Source organism: Pedobacter suwonensis (assembly GCF_007833675.1).
Lineage (GTDB): Bacteria > Bacteroidota > Bacteroidia > Sphingobacteriales > Sphingobacteriaceae > Pedobacter > Pedobacter suwonensis.
Genome location: NZ_CP031708.1, coordinates 5,066,963 through 5,085,909, shown reverse-complemented (window position 1 = coordinate 5,085,909; position 18,947 = coordinate 5,066,963). Strand labels below are relative to the sequence as shown.

The window sequence follows — 18,947 nt, the reverse complement described above, 5'->3', positions numbered from 1 at the left end:
TTGCGAGGAGGAACGACGAAGCAATCTATCACGCTTATGATCCTTGCTTTAAAGATTGCTTCGCCGGCTGAAAAAGCCTTCTCGCAATGACGATCTATTGCTTTATTTGCTCAACTCAGCAAAATATTTATGGAATAAAGGCAGTGTTTCAATTCCTTTATAATAATTGTAAATATCGTATTTCTCATTCGGAGAGTGCAGTGCATCGCTATCTAAACCGAAACCAAAAAGTACCGATTTAATACCTAATACATCCTCAAACAGTGCTACAATTGGAATACTGCCGCCGCCACGGGTTGGAATAGCGGTTTTACCGAAACTATCTTCAATGGCTTTTTCAGCAGCTTTGTAAGCAATACTATCTGTTGGGGTTACCACAGGCTCACCACCATGATGAGGCGTAACTTTTACCTTTACATTTTTAGGTGCAATGCTTTCGAAATGTTTGGTAAAAATATCAGCAATTTCTTCTGAGCTTTGGTTGGGTACCAAACGCATCGAAATTTTGGCATTGGCTTTACTTGGCAATACGGTTTTAGCGCCTTCGCCAATGTAACCGCTCCAAATACCGTTTACTTCCAAGGTTGGGCGTGTACCGGTACGCTCTAAGGTAGAATAACCATTTTCGCCCCAAACTTCTTCGATATCAAGATCTTTTTTGTATTCAGCTTCATCATACGGTGCGGCATTTAAAGCTTTTTTCTCTTCATCTGATAATTCTACCACCTTATCGTAAAAAGCAGGGATGGTAATATGGTTATTTTCATCATGTAACGAAGCAATCATTTTACATAGGATGGTTGCCGGATTGGCGACTGCACCTCCATAAACACCAGAATGTAAATCGCGGTTCGGACCCACTACTTCAACTTCCATATAAGCGAGACCACGTAAACCGGTTTCGATTGACGGATGTTCCATACTAATCATTGAAGTATCAGAAATTAAAACCACATCTGCTTTTAAACGCTCCTTGTTTTCATTTACAAAAATACCCAAGTTGGCAGAACCCACTTCTTCTTCACCTTCAATCATGAACTTAACGTTACAAGCCAATGTATTGGTTTCCATCATCAGTTCGAAAGCTTTTACATGCATGTAAAACTGTCCTTTATCGTCGCAGGCGCCACGGGCGTAAATTTTGCCATCGCGCACGGTTGGCTCAAAAGGTGGGGTATGCCAAAGTTCTAACGGATCAGCAGGCTGAACATCATAGTGGCCGTATATTAAAACCGTTGGTAAAGCAGCATCGATAATTTTTTCGCCATATACGATAGGGTATCCGGCTGTTGGACATATTTCTACGTGGTCAGCTCCTGCATCCTTTAATTTTTGTGCTACATAATCGGCCGTTTTTAAAACATCGCCTTTGTATTTAGGATCGGCACTAACCGATGGAAAACGCAATAACTCAAACAATTCATCTAAAAAACGCTGTTTGTGCGTTTCTACGTATTTTTTAATCTCTTGCATAACAAAATTAGTTTGGGCAAATATAGGCTTTACCAGATAAAAGGCACAGTAAACGATTAAATTATCATCCATAACGTAAACTTGTATGGAAGATGAGATATGCCAAGATTAATTATTCAGCGCGAAAATAGGCCATCAGGCCAATGGCTGGAAACGTCTTTTAAAAGATACAAATCGTTTTATGTTTGTAAAAAATAAGAGCACAAATATTATTTATATTTACTTTTTAGTAAATTGCGCAATTAAAAATATCCTTAAATCCTGCACGAAAGAATTTTTAACGATGAAGTTTAGCGCGAAAGTATTTCTATCATTGCTGCTGCTTCTTTTCGCCCGTATTTCTTTATTCGCACAAGGATCAACACCTCCAAATCGGGTTAGTTGCCCGGAAGCCGCGCAATACTATTCAAAAGACAGTATCAATATCGTAACTTTTGGCGCCAGCACCGTAGAGGGTGTAAAAGGGCTTGGTTTCCAGACCATGCTCCAGAACAATTTTATCAATTGTTATACCAACAAAATAGTCGATATTACCAATCATGGTATCGGTGGTCAGACTACTTTTCAGGGATTACTCAGAATAGACAACGCCATAGCCAACAGAACAGGTTTTATCGTAATTGATATGGGGATTAACGATGCTATTGCCATGACTATGGGTAAAGGAAGCGTAGCCGAAACCGTTGCCAATATGCGCTCGTTAATTACCGTGAGCCTTAAACAGAAGCTGGTTCCTATTTTGTGCACGCTACAGTTTGTGGATGACAGAACCATTAAAGGTAATATTGCGATAAATATCAACATCAGGAATATCAATGCGGCTTACAGAAAATTAGCGGCAGAATATAAAATATACCTGGCTGACGTAAATGCAGCCATGAGAAGGGATTTTTCACTTTATCAGGATCCATTTCACCCAAATGCACGCGGTTACAGATTGATCAGTTATGTTATTTTCGACGCGATCAACAAGGCAATTTTTGATAAATTCCTGAAATTCACCGTTACGCAAAATTACCCGAATCCTGCATCCATGCAAACATTTATTGATCTTGTATTGCCTGAAGCGGATAAAATTAACGTCCAGATTTACGATTTAATGGGGAGATTGGTTAAAACAGTCGTAAATGAATATCTTAATGTAGGGAAACATACTTTAGACATCAATACCTCTACCTTTGTTCCAGGCATTTATTTCTTTAAGATTTCTTCTGATTCCGGCCAATACAACACCACCAAAAAGTTTATTGTGGCGAGGTAACAAAAGATTTGAATAGGAGTCTATATCCAGGGAATATGTTTTATACCTTTAACTATGCACACGGATACCACTTTCACCAACGAAGTTATAAATCTCGACCTTCTTCCAAAATATGAGCACATTCAGCTGAACCGGCCACATCGGGATTATTGGAAAATCATTTGTATCAATCTGACGATCTTTTTTGGTCTGCTGGGCATTCTACTGAGTATTTTGCTGTTTTTTGTTGATGAGTTAAAACCAAATGCTAAATGGATGATTCCCCTTTATCTGGCGCTTTTGGTCAGCTTCTTTTTGCTTTTTAGGCTGAGTTTTAAAAAACGGGGATATGCGATCCGAACCCACGATGTAATTTATAAAAGTGGAATTATTGCCGAGTCGACCACCATTGTTCCGCTAAACCGGATTCAACATATTGAATTAAATGAAGGCCTGTTTTCAAGAATGTACAAGCTGGGATCGCTACAGTTATTTACCGCAGGTGGACAAACCGGCCATATCCATATTTCAGGAATTGCAATTGACGAGGCCAAAGGCATCAGAGACTTGCTATTGAACAAATTAGAGCAGCTTGAAACCCCAACAACAGCATTGAATACCAATGAATAATGATTTCAGTAAACCGCAGCGCGAATCGGCCCTTGGTATTATTATCATGGGTGCGCATACCATGCTCAAAATTGGCAAGGCAGCTTTTTTCTTGTTAGTCATTGTTTTCGTCAAGATGTCTGGCACTTCTTTCCTCTACCTCATGCTGGGTATTTCGGCATTAATGGTATTCAGCTTTATTTTTGCTTATTTATGGTACTTAAAGTTCACCTTCTTTTTAGATAAGGAGAAGCAGGAATTTATAGTCAATAAAGGCATATTCAATCGCGATCAGGTTATTATTCAGCTGGATAAAATACAGCAGGTTAACATCAACCAGAATATTTTACAGAAAATTATTGGTGTTTATGGATTAAAAATAGATACCGCCGGCGCCCATGGAGAGGAAGTGAGCATAAAAGCTATTGACGAAACCTCTGCCTATATCCTTAAGGAACACCTGTTAAATGGAGAAAGTACAAGCGTAACTCAACAGGAAGTTGAACTGGAAAACAACAAGACAGCAGAAAAACCATTTTTAAAATTAAGCTCGTGGACATTGTTTAAAGTTGGATTAACCTCCAACTACGGACAAAGCTTAGCTTTACTTATTGCTTTTTTTTACACTGTTATATATGAAGGCAGGCAGTTACTTGACGCTTTTAAAATTGATAAAGATGAAATCCAGAGCACGGTAACCAGCATGTTAACCATTGTTACGGTTTTTATTTTAATAGCATGCCTTTTAATTATACTGTTAATTGTTAACCTGGTGAGAACCTTTTACAAATATTTCGAACTGGAAATTAGTGAACATAGCAGCACGCTCCTGCTCTCTTCGGGACTGATTGCCAAGAAAAACACATTGGTTAGTCCAAATAAAGTTCAGATTACAACCTACAGCCAGAATTACTTTCAGAAAAAACTGAACTTGCTAAATATGAGTTTAAAGCAGGCTCATTTTGGCCAGAGTAAAAAAGGACATGAAATGCAGGGAAACACGTTAGAAATTCCAGGTTGTAATGCTGGCGAACGCGACGAATTGCTGAAAATGATATTGGGCAAGGTGCCACTAAAGCAAAGGACCTTTGTTCCAGACTGGCGTTTTTTAAACCTGCCTGTTTTCTTTAAACTAATTTTACCCGTATCAATCTTTTTGATCATTGCTTTTAATACCCCGGAAGTGAAACCTTATATGGGATTTGCGATCGCCTATCTGCTTATAGGCATATTCATGATCTACGTTAGCTACCGCCGGCACCGGATTTCAGTAAATCAGGATTTTATTATCAAAACCAGCGGAATCTGGGACATTTCGAATGAAATTGTAGTGCCAAATAAAATTCAGTCCATTACTACTTTTCAATATCCCTGGCATAAAGCGGTGGATGTTGGCCACCTCACGTTACATACGGCTGCTGGTCAGATTCATTTTAAATACGGCAATTATACCGAAATTAAGCAACTTGTAAATTACTGGCTGTACCAGATAGAAAGCAGAAATGAGAATTGGATGTAGTTAAACAAAGTTGTCCGGCTGCTAAACCGAACAACTGTAAGGCTTTAATTAGCTATGGTATGCCTCGGCGAAGTCTATGGCAAAATCTTTAAGTTTAATGTTACCTAAAACAGGTCTGTTTTTATAATAATCTACAAAAAGTTTATTACTTCTGATCGCATCGCCCATTTCTACATAGTTTTTGGCTATTTCTTCAGGCAAACCTGCCCCTACCATTCCGTTAAAGGCATCTTTATCACTAAATTCTACCCAGGGTAATTCAGGCTTGCCCACTGCATTACCAATGGCTTTGGCCACATCAGCAGGAGTACTATCATCATCACTGGCTACATACTGTACAGTTTTACCTGTGAAATCGCTTTCCAATGCCTCAGCTGCTACTTCTGCAATGTTTTGCGGATGTACCAAAACAAGATTGGCATCGGCTCCAAAATTAGATCCTAATATATTTGCATGTTTAACCATATCGATATTGGCCAGGAAGTTGATATAGAAGTAACCAGCGCGCAAATGTTTTACCGCTACTCCATTTAGTTCGGCAAAAGTATTCTCTACGTCATGCAAACCTGCAATCGGGCCGGTTCCGTCTGGCAGATCTGCCCCTACGCTACTTAAATTCACTACCTTTTTAACACCAGATGCTTTTATGGCAGCTGCATAATTTTCGCCGATACCTTTAATATATTCCCTAAATTTTGGCGCAGCAAAATTTGGTGGAACCATGGTATAAATCGCGTCGGCCCCTGCAAAAGCATTTGTTAAAAATCCGGTATCGCTCACACTACCAATTAAAGGATTTGCACCCAATGCTTTAATTTCTTCAGCGCGATCTGCATTGCTGCTAATTACCTTTACTTCGTGGCCTTTAGCCAACAATATTTCAGCTAATGGCTTTGTAATATTACCTGTTGATCCTGTTAATGTTATTTTCATGATTTCTGCTTTTAATTATTGAATACAAAGTTATATTTGCACTTACTTTTATACAAGTACTTACCCCAAAGTATGTAAATATGACAGCCGTTAAAGAAAGTTCGACCCGTAATTTTAATAAAGGTGTAGCGCTAACCAGCTGCCCTGTTACTTTTGTAATGGAAAAAATTGGTGGTTATTGGAAACCGATTATTATTTTTCATTTAATGAGTGGACCAAAACGTTACAGCGAGTTAAAACGTGCCATTCCACAGATTACGGAGAAAATGCTGATACAACATTTAAAACAACTGCAAAATGATGACCTTGTTCATCGGGATGCTCAAGCTGTTATTCCGCCCGTTGTAACATATAGCCTCACAAAATCCGGAGAGGATCTGTTTCAGGTATTAGATTCGATGGTAGATTGGGCCATTAAAAACGGATCGGTTTAACTCAAATTACAATAAGGTTATAAGTTAAACCGAATCGCTGGCAAAGTATATTACAGGATGACAATAATCCAGCTAAAATTATCTAGAAGTAATAAACTATAATATCATAATTCCTTTGATGCTTCCTGCCTGCTTATAAACAGCAATTACCTCATCAGCATTTTGTACTGGTTTTTTTACCGTGATGGAAACATATTTCCCTGTTTTTGAAAGTTGCTCAATAAACTCATCATTAGGTAAGATGTTACGTAAATCCTGTATTTTATCTAAGCCACCCGTGATGATGAATTTAAAATTGTAAACACCTGGAAATTTTTCGACACTTTCCAGTTTCTCTTTTAAGTTCACATAAATATCCTGGCTGGTCCCCTCAGGGATATCGGTAAATTCAATATCCTTATTTGTTTTTTTCTCTTCCATTATTGCACTGTCTCAAATTCTATACCTAAAAAATAAGCATGTAAATCTGACAGCAAATGGCTTTAACCCGAAGATTTTTGGCGGGCATAGCTAATCGAAAGCCTTAACATATAAGACATAGAGGTTCCCATGTAAGCTAGACAGCAAAAGATGCTGACCACGAAGTAGCTACAAGACCATTAAAAATACTATTTCTACTTGTAAAACAAGTTCAGCAAGACGAATGCTTTGAACACCAAACAAGTTTTAAAAGATCAAGATAGATATCACTTTGGGTTTTAAACCCTCAATAGCAGCACAAACTCCATTACATAAACCTTGGCGGAGCGGATACCGGCCTGGTGCACAAGGCCTGCAGGCATATGAGCAGAGCAAAGGACTAACGATACCAATGAAATGTGGCTATTGCTTTACTTAATCAATTAACTCAAACACCTTTTGTGCTTACATCCATTGTACACTGCTCTAACCATATAAGACATAGAAGGTCCCATAATAAGCTAGACAGCCAAAGATGCTGAAACACGTTCAGCAAGACGAATTCTTTGAACACCAAATAAGCTTTAAAAGGCCAAAATAGATATGAATTCGGGTTTTGACTTTTAATAGCAGCACAAACTCCATTACATAAACCTTGGCGGAGCGGATACCGGCCTGGCGCATAAGGCCTGCAGGCGTATGAGCAAAGCAAAGGACTAACGATGCCAATGAAATACTGTCACTGCTTTTCTGAAAGCAAAAATGATGGATTTGACCTGCCAATGCTAATTTGCGATTAAGACTGATTTTATAATCATACTCAAAAGGAAGTACCGGATGGATGCTGACCACGAAGTAGCCTAAAAAAAATAAGAACAGCGAATAAACCAAGTTCAGCATGACGACCGATTAGATTTTTAACTAATTACCAACACCTTTGGCAAAAAGCCCTTAGAATTGTTATTTTTGAAACTCAAAAAAACAGGAGCCGATTTGGATTATTTAGCAGGATTAAACCCACAACAAAGAGCAGCAGTAGAGAACACAAAAGGACCGGTAATGATTGTTGCAGGTGCAGGTTCGGGCAAAACCAGGGTAATTACTTTTCGTGTAGCCCACCTGATCCAGACTGGTACCGATCCATTTAACATCCTGGTTTTAACCTTCACCAACAAGGCGAGTAAGGATATGCGCGAGCGGATCAGTAAAGTGGTTGGAGCAGAGGCAAAAAACATTTGGATGGGCACTTTTCACTCTGTTTTTGCAAAAATCTTACGTGTAGAGGCTGAAAAAATAGGTTATCCGAACAATTTTACCATTTACGATACCGATGATAGTAAAAGTGTAATCCGTGCAATTTTGAAGGAAATGCAGCTGGATGATAAATTATATGCGCCAAATTTTGTTTACGGTCGTATTTCTTCGGCAAAAAACAACCTCATTTCCTGGGGAGAATACCAGGCTAATGATCAGATCCAGGCTGAAGATATCCAGAATAAACGTCCGCTGTTGGGCCAGATTTATGAAACCTATGCCAAACGCTGTTTCAGGGCTGGCGCAATGGATTTTGATGATTTATTGTTCAAAACCAATATCCTGTTAAAAGAACATCCGGATGTTTTAAATAAATACCAGCAAAAATTCAGGTACCTGATGGTAGATGAGTACCAGGATACCAACTTTTCACAGTATACGATTGTGAAAAAACTGGCTGCTGCTTATCAGAACATTTGTGTGGTGGGTGATGATGCACAGAGTATCTATGCTTTCCGTGGTGCCAATATCCAGAACATCCTTAATTTTGAGCGTGATTATCCTGATTTAAAGGTTTACAAACTGGAACAGAATTACCGTTCTACCCAGAATATTGTTGATGCGGCAAGCAGCATTATTGCCAACAACAAAAATCAATTGGAAAAAAATGTATTTTCCGAAAATGATCCTGGCGACAGGATTAAAGTTGCCCGTGCTTTTACTGATAATGAAGAAGGAAAACTGGTTGCCGAATCCATTATCCAGGAGCGCAGCTTAAAAGGTTATACTTATCACGATTTCGCCATTCTTTACCGTACCAATGCGCAAAGCAGGGCGATGGAGGAAGGTTTGCGTAAGCTGAATATCCCATATAAAATTTACGGGGGTACCTCTTTCTATCAACGCAAAGAGATTAAAGATTTAATTGCTTATTTCCGTTTAACTTTTAATCCTAAAGATGAAGAAGCCATTAAACGGGTAATCAACTATCCAAAACGTGGTATTGGCGATACCTCAATCGATAAAATCATTGTTGCGGCCGATCAGCATAACCTCACCATGTGGGATGTGATTTCGAATGCACACCAGTATGTTGACGGGCGTTTGGCCAATCAGCTCAATGATTTCGCCATGATGGTGCAAAGTTTTCAGGCAGAGGCTAAAAAACTTGACGCCTACGATTCGGCGCTGTTTATTGCCCAGCATGCCGGTATTTTAAAAGAACTTTATACTGATGACAGTGTTGAAGGACGTGCGAGATATGAAAATATCCAGGAATTATTAAACGGTATTAAAGAATTTGCGGAACGTGAAGATATTGAGGAAAAAGGCCTTGATATTTTTATGCAGGATGTTGCGCTTTTAACCAATGATGATAAGGACGGCGATAAAAATAAGGATACCGTTTCTTTAATGACGATCCACTCGGCCAAAGGTTTGGAGTTTAAAAACGTGTTTATTGTGGGATTGGAGGAAAACCTGTTCCCATCACAGATGTCGTTAACCAACCGCACCGATTTAGAAGAAGAGCGCCGTTTGTTTTATGTGGCCATTACCCGTGCAGAAGTAAAACTGACCATCACTTATGCCACTTCACGCTATCGTTGGGGTACTTTAACCAACTGCGAACCCAGCCGTTTCATTAACGAGATTAATCCGAAATTTCTAGAACTGGATGTTAAACCAGCCAAATCAACCAGTTTTGATGGCAGTTTTGACAGCGAGCGTAAATCGTGGACATCGCAGCCACGCGATTTCATAAGTAAACCCAAACCGGCGGCCGGTGCAACTACTTCTGCCCCACCTGCGCGTCCGAAAACAACTTCACTGCTAGCCAAAGCGCATGTGCCAACACCTGGTTTTACGCCATCACAGCCACATGAATTTCAGGGCGGTATGGAAGTGGAACATGAAAAATTTGGTTTTGGAAAAATTATTAGCCTGGAAGGCACGCTGCCAGATGTAAAAGCAACGGTATTTTTTCAGGGTTTGGGGAATAAACAATTGCTTCTTAAGTTTGCCAAATTGATGATTGTTAAATAAGTAAGGATTTAGATTTAGCCGCCGAAATTCAGAGACGCTGAAACAACAAGATTCTTCATCTTGAGAGATAATTTATGGTTTAAAAATCAATATGAGTGATGGATGTACAAAGAAGTTTAAATGGCCTAAAAGTATCGTCATTTCGACCGCAGTGGAGAAATCTTTAAACTAGATTTTAATAACTCGGCTCAAAGATCTCTCCATTTCGCTTCGCTACAGTCGAGATGACGATTTTTTTGAGGAGTATGTCAATGGTACTTGTTTCAGGATCTTTTAAAGGTAAAACAAAAGATGCTGAATCAAGTTCAGCATGACGGAATTGCTACTTGAAATTTAACCAATTCGGTCCACTCCTCCCTTTTCTCTTCGCGTTCATTACGGTTAAAACACCAGGGTTAAAAAGTTGAAAAAACCCAAATTTATCCTTAATATTGGGTCCGGTTCTCCCGATTACAAACCATGCAACTTACCAGGTTAGAAATTAAAGGCTTTAAGAGCTTTGGCGATAAAGTGACCATCAACTTTAATGAAGGGGTTACTGCTATTGTAGGACCTAATGGTTGTGGAAAATCGAATGTAATTGATGCCATGCGTTGGGTGCTGGGCGAACAGAGTACCAAAGCTTTACGTTCTGAAAAGATGGAAAACATCATTTTCAACGGCACGAAAAACCGTAAACAGGCTCAGCTTGCCGAGGTCTCATTAAGCTTTGATAACACTAAAAATATTCTTCCTACTGCTTATTCTCAGGTTACCGTAACACGCAAACTATACCGCAATGGCGATAGCGAATACCGCTTAAACGATGTACAGTGCAGGTTAAAAGATATTACCGACCTTTTTCTGGACACCGGGATCGGCTCTGATAGTTACTCGATTATCGAGCTGAAAATGGTAGATGAAATTATCACCAACAAAGAGCATAGCCGCAGGTCGCTGTTTGAGGAAGCATCCGGCATTTCAAAATACAAGCTTCGTAAGAGACAGACTTTCACCAAATTAAAAGATACAGAAGCCGATTTAGAACGGGTAGAAGATCTGCTTTTCGAAATCGAAAAAAACCTTAAGACCTTAGAAAACCAGGCACGCAAGGCAGAGCGTTATTATAAACTCAAAGAACAGTACCGTGAGTTAAGTGTACAACTGGCCACGCATCGCATTGCTTTTTTCCGTACTGATTTAACTGCACTGGAGACCCAGGAGCAGCAGCAAATGCTAAACCGCACCGAGCTAAGCACCAAAATAGATACCGGTGAAGCCGAACTGCAAAAACTGAAACTCGGTAGCATCAGCCAGGAGAAAAACCTTTCCGTACAGCAAAAAGCCACCAACGAGTTTGTTTCCAAAATCCGCGCTTACGAAAGTGAGAAAAAGGTAAAAAACGAGCAGATGCGTTTTCTGCAGGAAAAAGAAACGCGTTTATCGGGCGAACTGGAAAAAGATAAAAACCAGGTTAACCACATCAAATACAACATCAAACGTTTAAATGAAGAAGTGGTAACAGAAACCGAAGTATTTAACCGTCTGGAAGCTGATTTAAAGCAACTTAAATCAACATTAGATACTTTGCGCGAGCAGCAGCAGATTGAAAAAAACCGGATTGATAACCTGATCAAATCGGTTAACGAACTGCAGAATACCGTTTATCAATCGCAAAAAGAAATTGATATCCTGAACATCCAGAAAGATGCCCTGGTACAGGAAAGCAACCGTAATGTAGATGATACCGAAACGAAAACGCTGGAATTAAAGGCTTTTGATCATGCCCTGGCTGAGCTTGATATCCAGGTGCGTGAAAAACAGGCCAATATTAAAAACCTTACCGAAGCAGAAGAGCTGTTAAAAATACAATTGGCTACCACAGAAGCTAACCTGAGTTCCAACAAGGAAAAACTAATGGCCGAAAACCGTAAAAAAGATGCCAAGCAAAACGAATATAATCTTACTAAATCGTTGGTTGACAGCTTGGAAGGTTTTCCTGAATCGATCCGCTTTTTAAAGAAAAGCAATGCTTTTGCCAAAAGTGCCTTACTTCTTTCTGATATTTTATTCTGTAACGAAGATTATCGCATTGCCATTGAGAACTATCTTGAACCGGTAATGAACCATTATGTGGTTGACCTGTATACAGATGCCGTTCAGGCGATTAACCTCTTAACCGATGCCAGCCGTGGAAGGGCTAACTTTTTCATTTTAGAAAATGTTCCGGATAAAAATCCGGTTGTCGGCAGTTATGAAGGGCTGATATCCGCTTTATCAGTAGTAGAGGTTGATAAAAAATACCAGAACCTCTGCAATTTGCTTTTGCAAAATGTTTACATCGCTGAAAACGAACAAGAAAACCGATTTAAAAACACGCCGACTGACAGTTTAACCGTATTGGCCAAAAATGGTAAATATGCACAAACCAAATTTACGCTGGCGGGCGGTTCAGTAGGTTTGTTCGAAGGTAAAAGGATTGGGCGCGCCAAGAATTTAGAGAATCTGGCAAAAGAAATTAAAGCTTCCGAATCGCTGATCAACAAGTACAACGAGGCCATTAAAGCAGAAACCGATCAGATTTTCAACTTAAAAGAAGCTTCAAAAATCAGTCAGATCAATGCTTTGCAGCAAGAGATGAACCGCTTAAATAACGAGCATATTTCTGTACAAACGCGTCGCGATCAGTACCAGGAGTTTATTACCACCAGTGAAAACCGGAAAACAGATATCGCACAAAAAATCGTATCAATAGAGAAAGCTTTATCGGAGAAGTTACCGGCCCTGGTTCAATTGCAAAAGGATCAGCAGGAAGCGCATGTTAATTTACAGGAGCAGCAACTCAATTATCAGGAAATTGCCGATCAGGTAAACGAAAGCGCGGGAAAATACAACCAGGACAATATCCGTTTTCACCAACAACAAAATAAGTTATCGGGCTTAGAAAAAGATTTAGATTACCGCTTTGTACAGGAAGAAGCTTTAAATAAGCGCATCGCCCAAAACGATAAAGAATTACAGGAAACCCTGGTTCAAATAACGGCAACTTTGCAGCACACCGATCTGAGCGATGATACCCTTTTAGAGATGTATCAGCAACGGGAGGAGATGGAAAAAGGGCTTGCAGAGGCAGAAAAAGAGTATTTTGAAATTAAGGGCAGTATTAACCAGGTAGAAACCGATTTAACCAACATCCGCAAAAACCGCGAAGAAACCGATTTCCTTTTAACCGAGATCAAGGATAAAAAGAATGCTTTAAAAATCGACCTTAATGCTTTAAAAGAGCGCTTAGCGGTAGAATTCAACATTGATATCAACGATCTTTTAGAAACAGATACTGCTGTTGAAGCGCTGGAAAGTGAATTTGAAATCCGCCAGAAAGTAGAAAAAATGAAACGCCAGCTGGACGAATTTGGCGCCATCAACTCTATGGCCATGGAGGCCTTTAAGGAAATGGAAGAGCGTTATACTTTCATCCAGAACCAGAAAAAAGACCTTAATGCAGCCAAAACTGATCTTTTACAAACCATTAAGGAGATAGACGATACTGCAAAAGATAAATTTATGCAGGCTTTTACACAGGCCCGTGAACATTTTATCGTGGTTTTCCGCTCCTTATTTAACGAAGAAGACAGCTGCGACTTAATTTTATCCGATATCAACAATCCTTTAGAAGCCGACATTGATATTGTTGCCCGTCCGAAAGGGAAAAGGCCATTGTCGATCAATCAGTTATCCGGTGGCGAGAAAACGTTAACGGCTACCGCGCTGTTATTTTCACTTTACCTGCTAAAACCGGCTCCTTTCTGTATTTTTGATGAGGTTGATGCCCCTTTGGATGATACCAACATCGATAAATTCAATAATATCATTCGTAAATTCTCCGATCAGTCGCAATTTATCATCGTATCGCACAACAAACGCACCATTGCCAGCACTGATATTATTTATGGCGTAACCATGGTAGAACAAGGTGTTTCCCGGGTTGTTGCGGTAGATTTAAGAGAGGTAGCGGCCTAAAAGCTGAAAGAGCAAAGCAAAACCCAACGCTTCCGACATTGATAATTATATTTTTTGTCATGCTGAGGCACGAAGCATCTGTTTCATAAGTTGTAGCTATTTCGTACCTCAGCATAACCGCATATTCAGGCTTGTTGCAAATAAACATAAAATTTAGAAACGCTTTCTATATCCAATAATTAATATCTTTAGGAAATTTTAAACAATTAATCGTCATTTCGAGCGAAGTGCAACGTAGTCGAGAAATCTATACCAATAAATCTCTCTATTAAGCAAGTTTCCACGAGATGACGATCCTAAATTGTTACAGAACAACTATGAAAATCTTATACATTATTCCCTTAGCCATGATGCTAAGCTGTTGCTCATCAGTTAGGAAGCAAAGTACTGGCAGTGATGAAAAGCTGGATAACCAATTACTAAAAGATGTTGAAGTACTTTCTTCTGATGCTTATCAGGGGCGTAAAACGGGCACTAAGGGTGCAGAAATGGCCAGGGCTTATATTATAGAAAGATTTAAAAAATTAGGTTTAAAATCTTATCCTCAACATGTAAATTATGCCCAGGAATTCACCTTTAATGATAGAAATAGTACGAAAGTAAACGGCACCAATGTTATCGGCTTCATTCCAGGCAAAGGAACCAATGTAATTGTTGTTTCTGCGCATTACGATCATTTAGGCGTGATAAAAAATGAAGTTTTTAATGGCGCTGATGATAATGCATCAGGAACGGCAGGTTTATTGAAAATTGCAGCTTATTTTTCAAAGAACAAGCCCAATAACACCATTATTTTTGCTGCTTTTGATGCTGAAGAAATGGGTTTACAAGGTGCCAAGGCATTTGTAGGCAATCCACCAGTACCTATTAATACTATTGCCATTGATTTAAATATGGATATGATCAGCCATAGTGATAAAGGTGAACTTTATGTATGCGGAACTTTCAGGTACCCGGATTTAAAGCAATACATTGATACCACACGGACTGATATAAAAGTAAGTTTAGGCCACGACGATCCTAAACTTGGTCACGATGACTGGACCAATCAAAGCGATCAGGGTGCTTTTAATGTTAAAAATATTCCATTCTTATACTTCGGTGTAGAAGACCATAAAGATTACCATAAAGCCAGTGACGAATATTCTACAATCACCAAGCAATTTTTCAGCCATGCAGCAAATGCCGTATTGGATGTTGTAAAGAACATCGACAAACAAACCGGTTTACAGCAGTTGTTAAAAAATAAAATGATCATGATGGATAATCCGCGAAAGTCAGAAAGATTTTAACAAAATCCTTAAAGTTTACTTGAGACCTGCCCTATCGGCAGGTTTTTTTATGCTTTACAAAATCCAATTAAAAATTATTTACCTGTTTATCAACCAGTTATAAAATAAACTATAAAAATAGTTTGCAAACTATTTTTATAGTAGTAACTTCAATTAAATAAACTACAAAAATAGTTGCTATGATAAAAGAACTCACAAAAGCAGAAGAACAGGTGATGCTTATCCTTTGGGAAATGGGCGAAGCCCTGGTAAAAGAGGTCATTGAAAAAATGAATGAACCCAAACCCGCTTACAACACGGTTTCGACCGTAATCAGGGTGCTGGAAAGTAAAGGTTTTGTTGATCATAAGGCGATCGGTAATACACATATCTACTACCCTATCATCAAAGAAACTGATTACAAACGTTTTGCATTCGACAAGGTAATGAACAATTACTTCGAAAATTCTTATGAAAGCCTGGTTTCCTTTCTGGTGAAGGAAAAAAGTATGAGTAACGAAGAGCTCAACGAAATTATTCAATTGGCAGAGAAACTTAAAAAAGACAAGTGATGAGCTGGCTATATTATTTACTCGAAGCAAATCTATACCTCATTCTGTTTTATGGATTTTATAGATTATTTCTCCACAGGGAAACCTTTTATGTTTTAAACAGATCTTACCTGATTTTCAGTTCGATGCTGGCTTTTACACTTCCGTTTGTTCAGCTGGGGTTCTTAAAGAAGGAAATGATTTTCCACTATACAGGATCTATCCGGATTGACGAACGTACATCCTATTTTACGCTGGAAAACGTCCTTTTAGTATTATATCTGGCAGTTTCATCAATTTTCATTCTAAAATTTTTGTGCGGGCTAAGACATCTTGCAAAATTAATGCAAAATGCACATAAGCGTAAAGAAGATAACATCACTGTTATTGACATCAAACATTCAAAAGCGGCATTTTCATTCTTCAATCTACTTTTTATGGATCCGGAGATGAACCAAAAAGCTACTGTGCTAAAACACGAAATGGTGCATATTAAACAAAAACATAGTCTTGATATCCTATTATTCGAACTGATACAGGTTTCCAGCTGGTTCAATCCGGTTATTTACTTCATGAAGAACGATATCAGGCTTGTACATGAATACCTTGCTGATGAGGCTACTACCAGAAAAGACGTTGCAAAATATGAGTATGCGTTGTTCCTGATCCAAAATTCTTACGGGAATGACAAAATTACCCTTAGTAACCATCTTTTTAATTCCTCATTACTAAAAAATAGAATAACTATGTTAAATCAAAAAAAATCAGCAAAATGGGCCAGGCTCAGATTGTTACTCGTACTTCCGTTAACCGGATTTATGCTATGCCTATCTACAATGGCATTTACAAAAGATTATACTACCATCCAATTTGGACAGAAAAAGGAAAGCTTAACCCTTGTTTTACAGGATACGACGAAGAAAAAATCGGATAAAAAGAGACTGCCTCCCCCACCTCCAAAAGAAGCTAGCTCATCCAAAGTCAAAAAGAGTAAAGAGATAAGGATAAATGAACCCGTTATCATCAAGTATGACAAAAGATTACCACCGCCGCCCCCGGTAGAACCAGTTCCTTTAAAAGCAAAAAAGATTAATGAATCAAAAGTAAATAAAATTCGGTTTGCTTCACCTGCTGTTAAAAAGGACAGCAAAAAACTACCTTCGCCAATAATGATCACTCCGGATACAAAGCCTGTACCTCCACCGCCGCCTGTAGAACCAAAAACAACAAAAGGTGAAGTACTTAGAATCACCTTAGTTGCACCAACTCCAACCGAGACAAAGCCAGCTAAGAAGGGTTAATATAATTCTTACTGCGGCACATAAACCACATATTTGGTTTCAAAGAAATCTTCCTCAAAATAAGCTGAAAGCGGATATAATTCTGCTTTCAGTTTCGATTCCCTGATCTCTTCTGCCAAATCTCCACCTTTCAGGTACAGAATTCCATTTGGAATGGCATTTATTGAATCTTTTTTAAACTTTCCCTGTATCCATGGGTAAAATTCGCCTAAACGGGTCACTGCCCTTGATACTATAAAATTGAATTTTTCTTTAACCTGCTCAGCCCTTAAATGATCGGCACGCAAATTATCCAGTCCAAGTGCCGAAGCCACTTCTTTTACCACTTTGATTTTTTTCCCGATAGAATCAACCAGGTAAAACTGCGTTTCAGGGAATAAAATAGCTAAAGGAATACCCGGAAAGCCGCCTCCAGTTCCTACATCCAGCACAGATTCTCCTGCTTTAAAGGTACAGATTTTAGCTATTCCCAGTGAATGGAGCACATGGCGCTCGTACAACTCTTCAATATCTTTTCTCGAAATTACATTGATCTGTGCATTCCAGAAGCTATATAACTCAAACAACCGGGAAAACTGCCCAAGCTGTTTTTCAGTTAGATCGGGAAAATATTTTAAAATGATATCTGGCTTTACATCAGGCATATTGCAATAACTAAAGGATTATGAACTATTTCCATTTTACATTTTTCTTCCCAAACATGGATAAAAATCCGTTTAAGGTTAAAAACAGAAACAAAAGTATATCTAAAATCGGGAACCACCAACGTAAATCGCCATAGTTTAACCGTTTAAGTAATTTAGGATAGATAAAACACCTGATTACAATGCTTAATCCGAGGATGACAAGCGCTACATATTGCGCTTCGCGACTTAAAAACATACAAGCAGCAAAAAAGGCATAAAACAGAAACTGGGAAATAATCTGAAGGCTCAAAATAAACTTATGTTTCGGTTTATAAAATTTACCAGCACCAAAATGGCGTTTTTTCTGTCTCAAATAACCTGCCCAGCTTTTATTTGGCTCACTCCACACGTGGCTATCTGGATGTATGCGAATCTCGGTATTATCGCTGTTGGCGTGTGCATTTACAAACAGATCATCATCCCCGGATGGAATATGCATATGCGCTGCGAAGCCCTTATTTTTAAAAAACAGCGATTTTTTATAAGCCATATTCCGCCCAACTCCCATATAAGGCATACCTTTCAGGACAAAAGAAAGGTAGTTGACCGCAGTAAAAAAGGTTTCGAACCGGATCAACGCATTTAACAGGCTGCGCTTTTTCATATAAGGCGAATACCCCAAAATAATTTCAGTCTGCTCATCAGCAGGTTGCTGCATATCTATTAGCCAGTTGTCAGATGCAGGCATGCAATCAGCATCTGTAAATACCAGCCAATCATATTTAGCTGCCTTTATACCCATGGTAACGGCAAATTTTTTGCCGGCAATAAATTTATCGTTATCTAAAATTTTAACCACTTTAAGGTTATGGTGCTTCTTTTCAAAAGCTTCTAAAAACTCTTCCGTACCATCCCAGGAGCGGTCATTAACCACCACAACTTCAAATTCAGGGTAATTCTGACTAAATAACGAAGGAAGATACTGCTCTAAGTTAACAATTTCATTCCGGGCACAAACAATAACACTTATTGGTTTATGTGCCGAAAAAGGCACTTTTTCAATGCTTATCCTGGCCAGCCTTAAATGAACAAACAATACATAATAAAGCTGAACCAATAAGCAAAAAGCCAATATCGAGAGCAGAATAATCTCAAGCGGGGTTAATATCACGATGGTAAAATAAATAGGCGCAAATTTCTCATTTTTAATCTGTAAATCACTTTTATGTGGATAAAAAATTAAACAAAAATATGCCCTCAATTTTTGCTATTTTTGGCAGATTTTTGACGAGGAA

General features: G+C 38.8%; 14 protein-coding genes. 9 read left to right on the top strand and 5 right to left on the bottom strand.

Annotation, left to right across the window (positions count from 1 at the left end; genetic code table 11):
- Nucleotides 1-102: 102 nt before the first annotated feature.
- Nucleotides 103-1,473, bottom strand: a complete 1,371-nt coding sequence (locus DV942_RS20905) for a dipeptidase (protein WP_145860738.1) — start codon at nucleotides 1,471-1,473, stop codon at nucleotides 103-105.
- A gap of 283 nt (nucleotides 1,474-1,756) precedes the next feature.
- Here DV942_RS20905 and DV942_RS20900 point away from each other — a divergent pair, with 283 nt between their 5' ends.
- Genes DV942_RS20900 through DV942_RS20890 form a run of 3 tightly spaced genes read left to right on the top strand, consistent with a single transcriptional unit; the run spans nucleotide 1,757 to nucleotide 4,841 of the window.
- Nucleotides 1,757-2,734 carry a GDSL-type esterase/lipase family protein gene (locus DV942_RS20900; RefSeq protein ID WP_186462369.1) on the top strand — a complete coding sequence of 326 codons (978 nt, stop codon included), beginning with the start codon at nucleotides 1,757-1,759 and terminating at the stop codon, nucleotides 2,732-2,734.
- 54 nt (nucleotides 2,735-2,788) lie between these two features.
- A complete protein-coding gene (locus DV942_RS20895) occupies nucleotides 2,789-3,343 on the top strand; it encodes a PH domain-containing protein (protein WP_145860734.1) in 555 nt (184 codons plus the stop codon).
- Nucleotides 3,336-4,841, top strand: coding sequence for a PH domain-containing protein (locus tag DV942_RS20890; RefSeq protein WP_145860732.1), 1,506 nt, complete (start codon nucleotides 3,336-3,338; stop codon nucleotides 4,839-4,841). The genes DV942_RS20895 and DV942_RS20890 overlap by 8 nt, the downstream gene beginning before the upstream one ends.
- 48 nt (nucleotides 4,842-4,889) lie before the next feature.
- On the opposite strand, the gene DV942_RS20885 is transcribed toward DV942_RS20890, so the two are convergent.
- Nucleotides 4,890-5,774: an NmrA family NAD(P)-binding protein gene (locus tag DV942_RS20885; protein WP_145860730.1), complete on the bottom strand. Its 885-nt coding sequence runs from the start codon at nucleotides 5,772-5,774 to the stop codon at nucleotides 4,890-4,892.
- Nucleotides 5,775-5,854: 80 nt separating this feature from the next.
- On the opposite strand from DV942_RS20885, the gene DV942_RS20880 reads away from it, so the two are divergent.
- Complete coding sequence (locus DV942_RS20880) at nucleotides 5,855-6,208, top strand: winged helix-turn-helix transcriptional regulator (protein WP_090987473.1); 354 nt, start codon at nucleotides 5,855-5,857, stop codon at nucleotides 6,206-6,208.
- A 96-nt stretch (nucleotides 6,209-6,304) separates the two neighbouring features.
- Here DV942_RS20880 and DV942_RS20875 read toward each other — a convergent pair whose 3' ends face one another.
- On the bottom strand, nucleotides 6,305-6,628 hold the full coding sequence (locus DV942_RS20875) for a DUF493 family protein (protein ID WP_145860728.1): 324 nt from the start codon (nucleotides 6,626-6,628) through the stop codon (nucleotides 6,305-6,307).
- A 972-nt stretch (nucleotides 6,629-7,600) separates the two neighbouring features.
- On the opposite strand from DV942_RS20875, the gene DV942_RS20870 reads away from it, so the two are divergent.
- The 5 genes from DV942_RS20870 to DV942_RS24090 all read left to right on the top strand — a co-directional run bounded on the left by DV942_RS20870 (nucleotide 7,601) and on the right by DV942_RS24090 (nucleotide 17,026).
- On the top strand, nucleotides 7,601-9,904 hold the full coding sequence (locus DV942_RS20870; RefSeq protein ID WP_090987590.1) for an ATP-dependent helicase: 2,304 nt from the start codon (nucleotides 7,601-7,603) through the stop codon (nucleotides 9,902-9,904).
- Between the two features lie 459 nt (nucleotides 9,905-10,363).
- The gene (smc, locus tag DV942_RS20865) at nucleotides 10,364-13,903 is read left to right on the top strand and encodes a chromosome segregation protein SMC (protein ID WP_145860726.1); all 3,540 of its coding nucleotides are present in this window, start codon (nucleotides 10,364-10,366) and stop codon (nucleotides 13,901-13,903) included.
- A 317-nt stretch (nucleotides 13,904-14,220) separates the two neighbouring features.
- Nucleotides 14,221-15,195, top strand: a complete 975-nt coding sequence (locus tag DV942_RS20860) for a M28 family peptidase (RefSeq protein WP_244950765.1) — start codon at nucleotides 14,221-14,223, stop codon at nucleotides 15,193-15,195.
- A 179-nt stretch (nucleotides 15,196-15,374) separates the two neighbouring features.
- Nucleotides 15,375-15,746: a BlaI/MecI/CopY family transcriptional regulator gene (locus DV942_RS20855; protein ID WP_145860721.1), complete on the top strand. Its 372-nt coding sequence runs from the start codon at nucleotides 15,375-15,377 to the stop codon at nucleotides 15,744-15,746.
- A complete protein-coding gene (locus DV942_RS24090; RefSeq protein WP_145860719.1) occupies nucleotides 15,746-17,026 on the top strand; it encodes a M56 family metallopeptidase in 1,281 nt (426 codons plus the stop codon). Before DV942_RS20855 ends, DV942_RS24090 begins: the two co-directional genes overlap by 1 nt.
- Nucleotides 17,027-17,034: 8 nt before the next feature.
- Here DV942_RS24090 and rsmG read toward each other — a convergent pair whose 3' ends face one another.
- Nucleotides 17,035-17,670 carry a 16S rRNA (guanine(527)-N(7))-methyltransferase RsmG gene (rsmG, locus tag DV942_RS20845; protein ID WP_090987485.1) on the bottom strand — a complete coding sequence of 212 codons (636 nt, stop codon included), beginning with the start codon at nucleotides 17,668-17,670 and terminating at the stop codon, nucleotides 17,035-17,037.
- A 25-nt stretch (nucleotides 17,671-17,695) separates the two neighbouring features.
- A complete protein-coding gene (locus DV942_RS20840) occupies nucleotides 17,696-18,913 on the bottom strand; it encodes a glycosyltransferase (RefSeq protein WP_244950764.1) in 1,218 nt (405 codons plus the stop codon).
- Nucleotides 18,914-18,947: the final 34 nt, after the last annotated feature.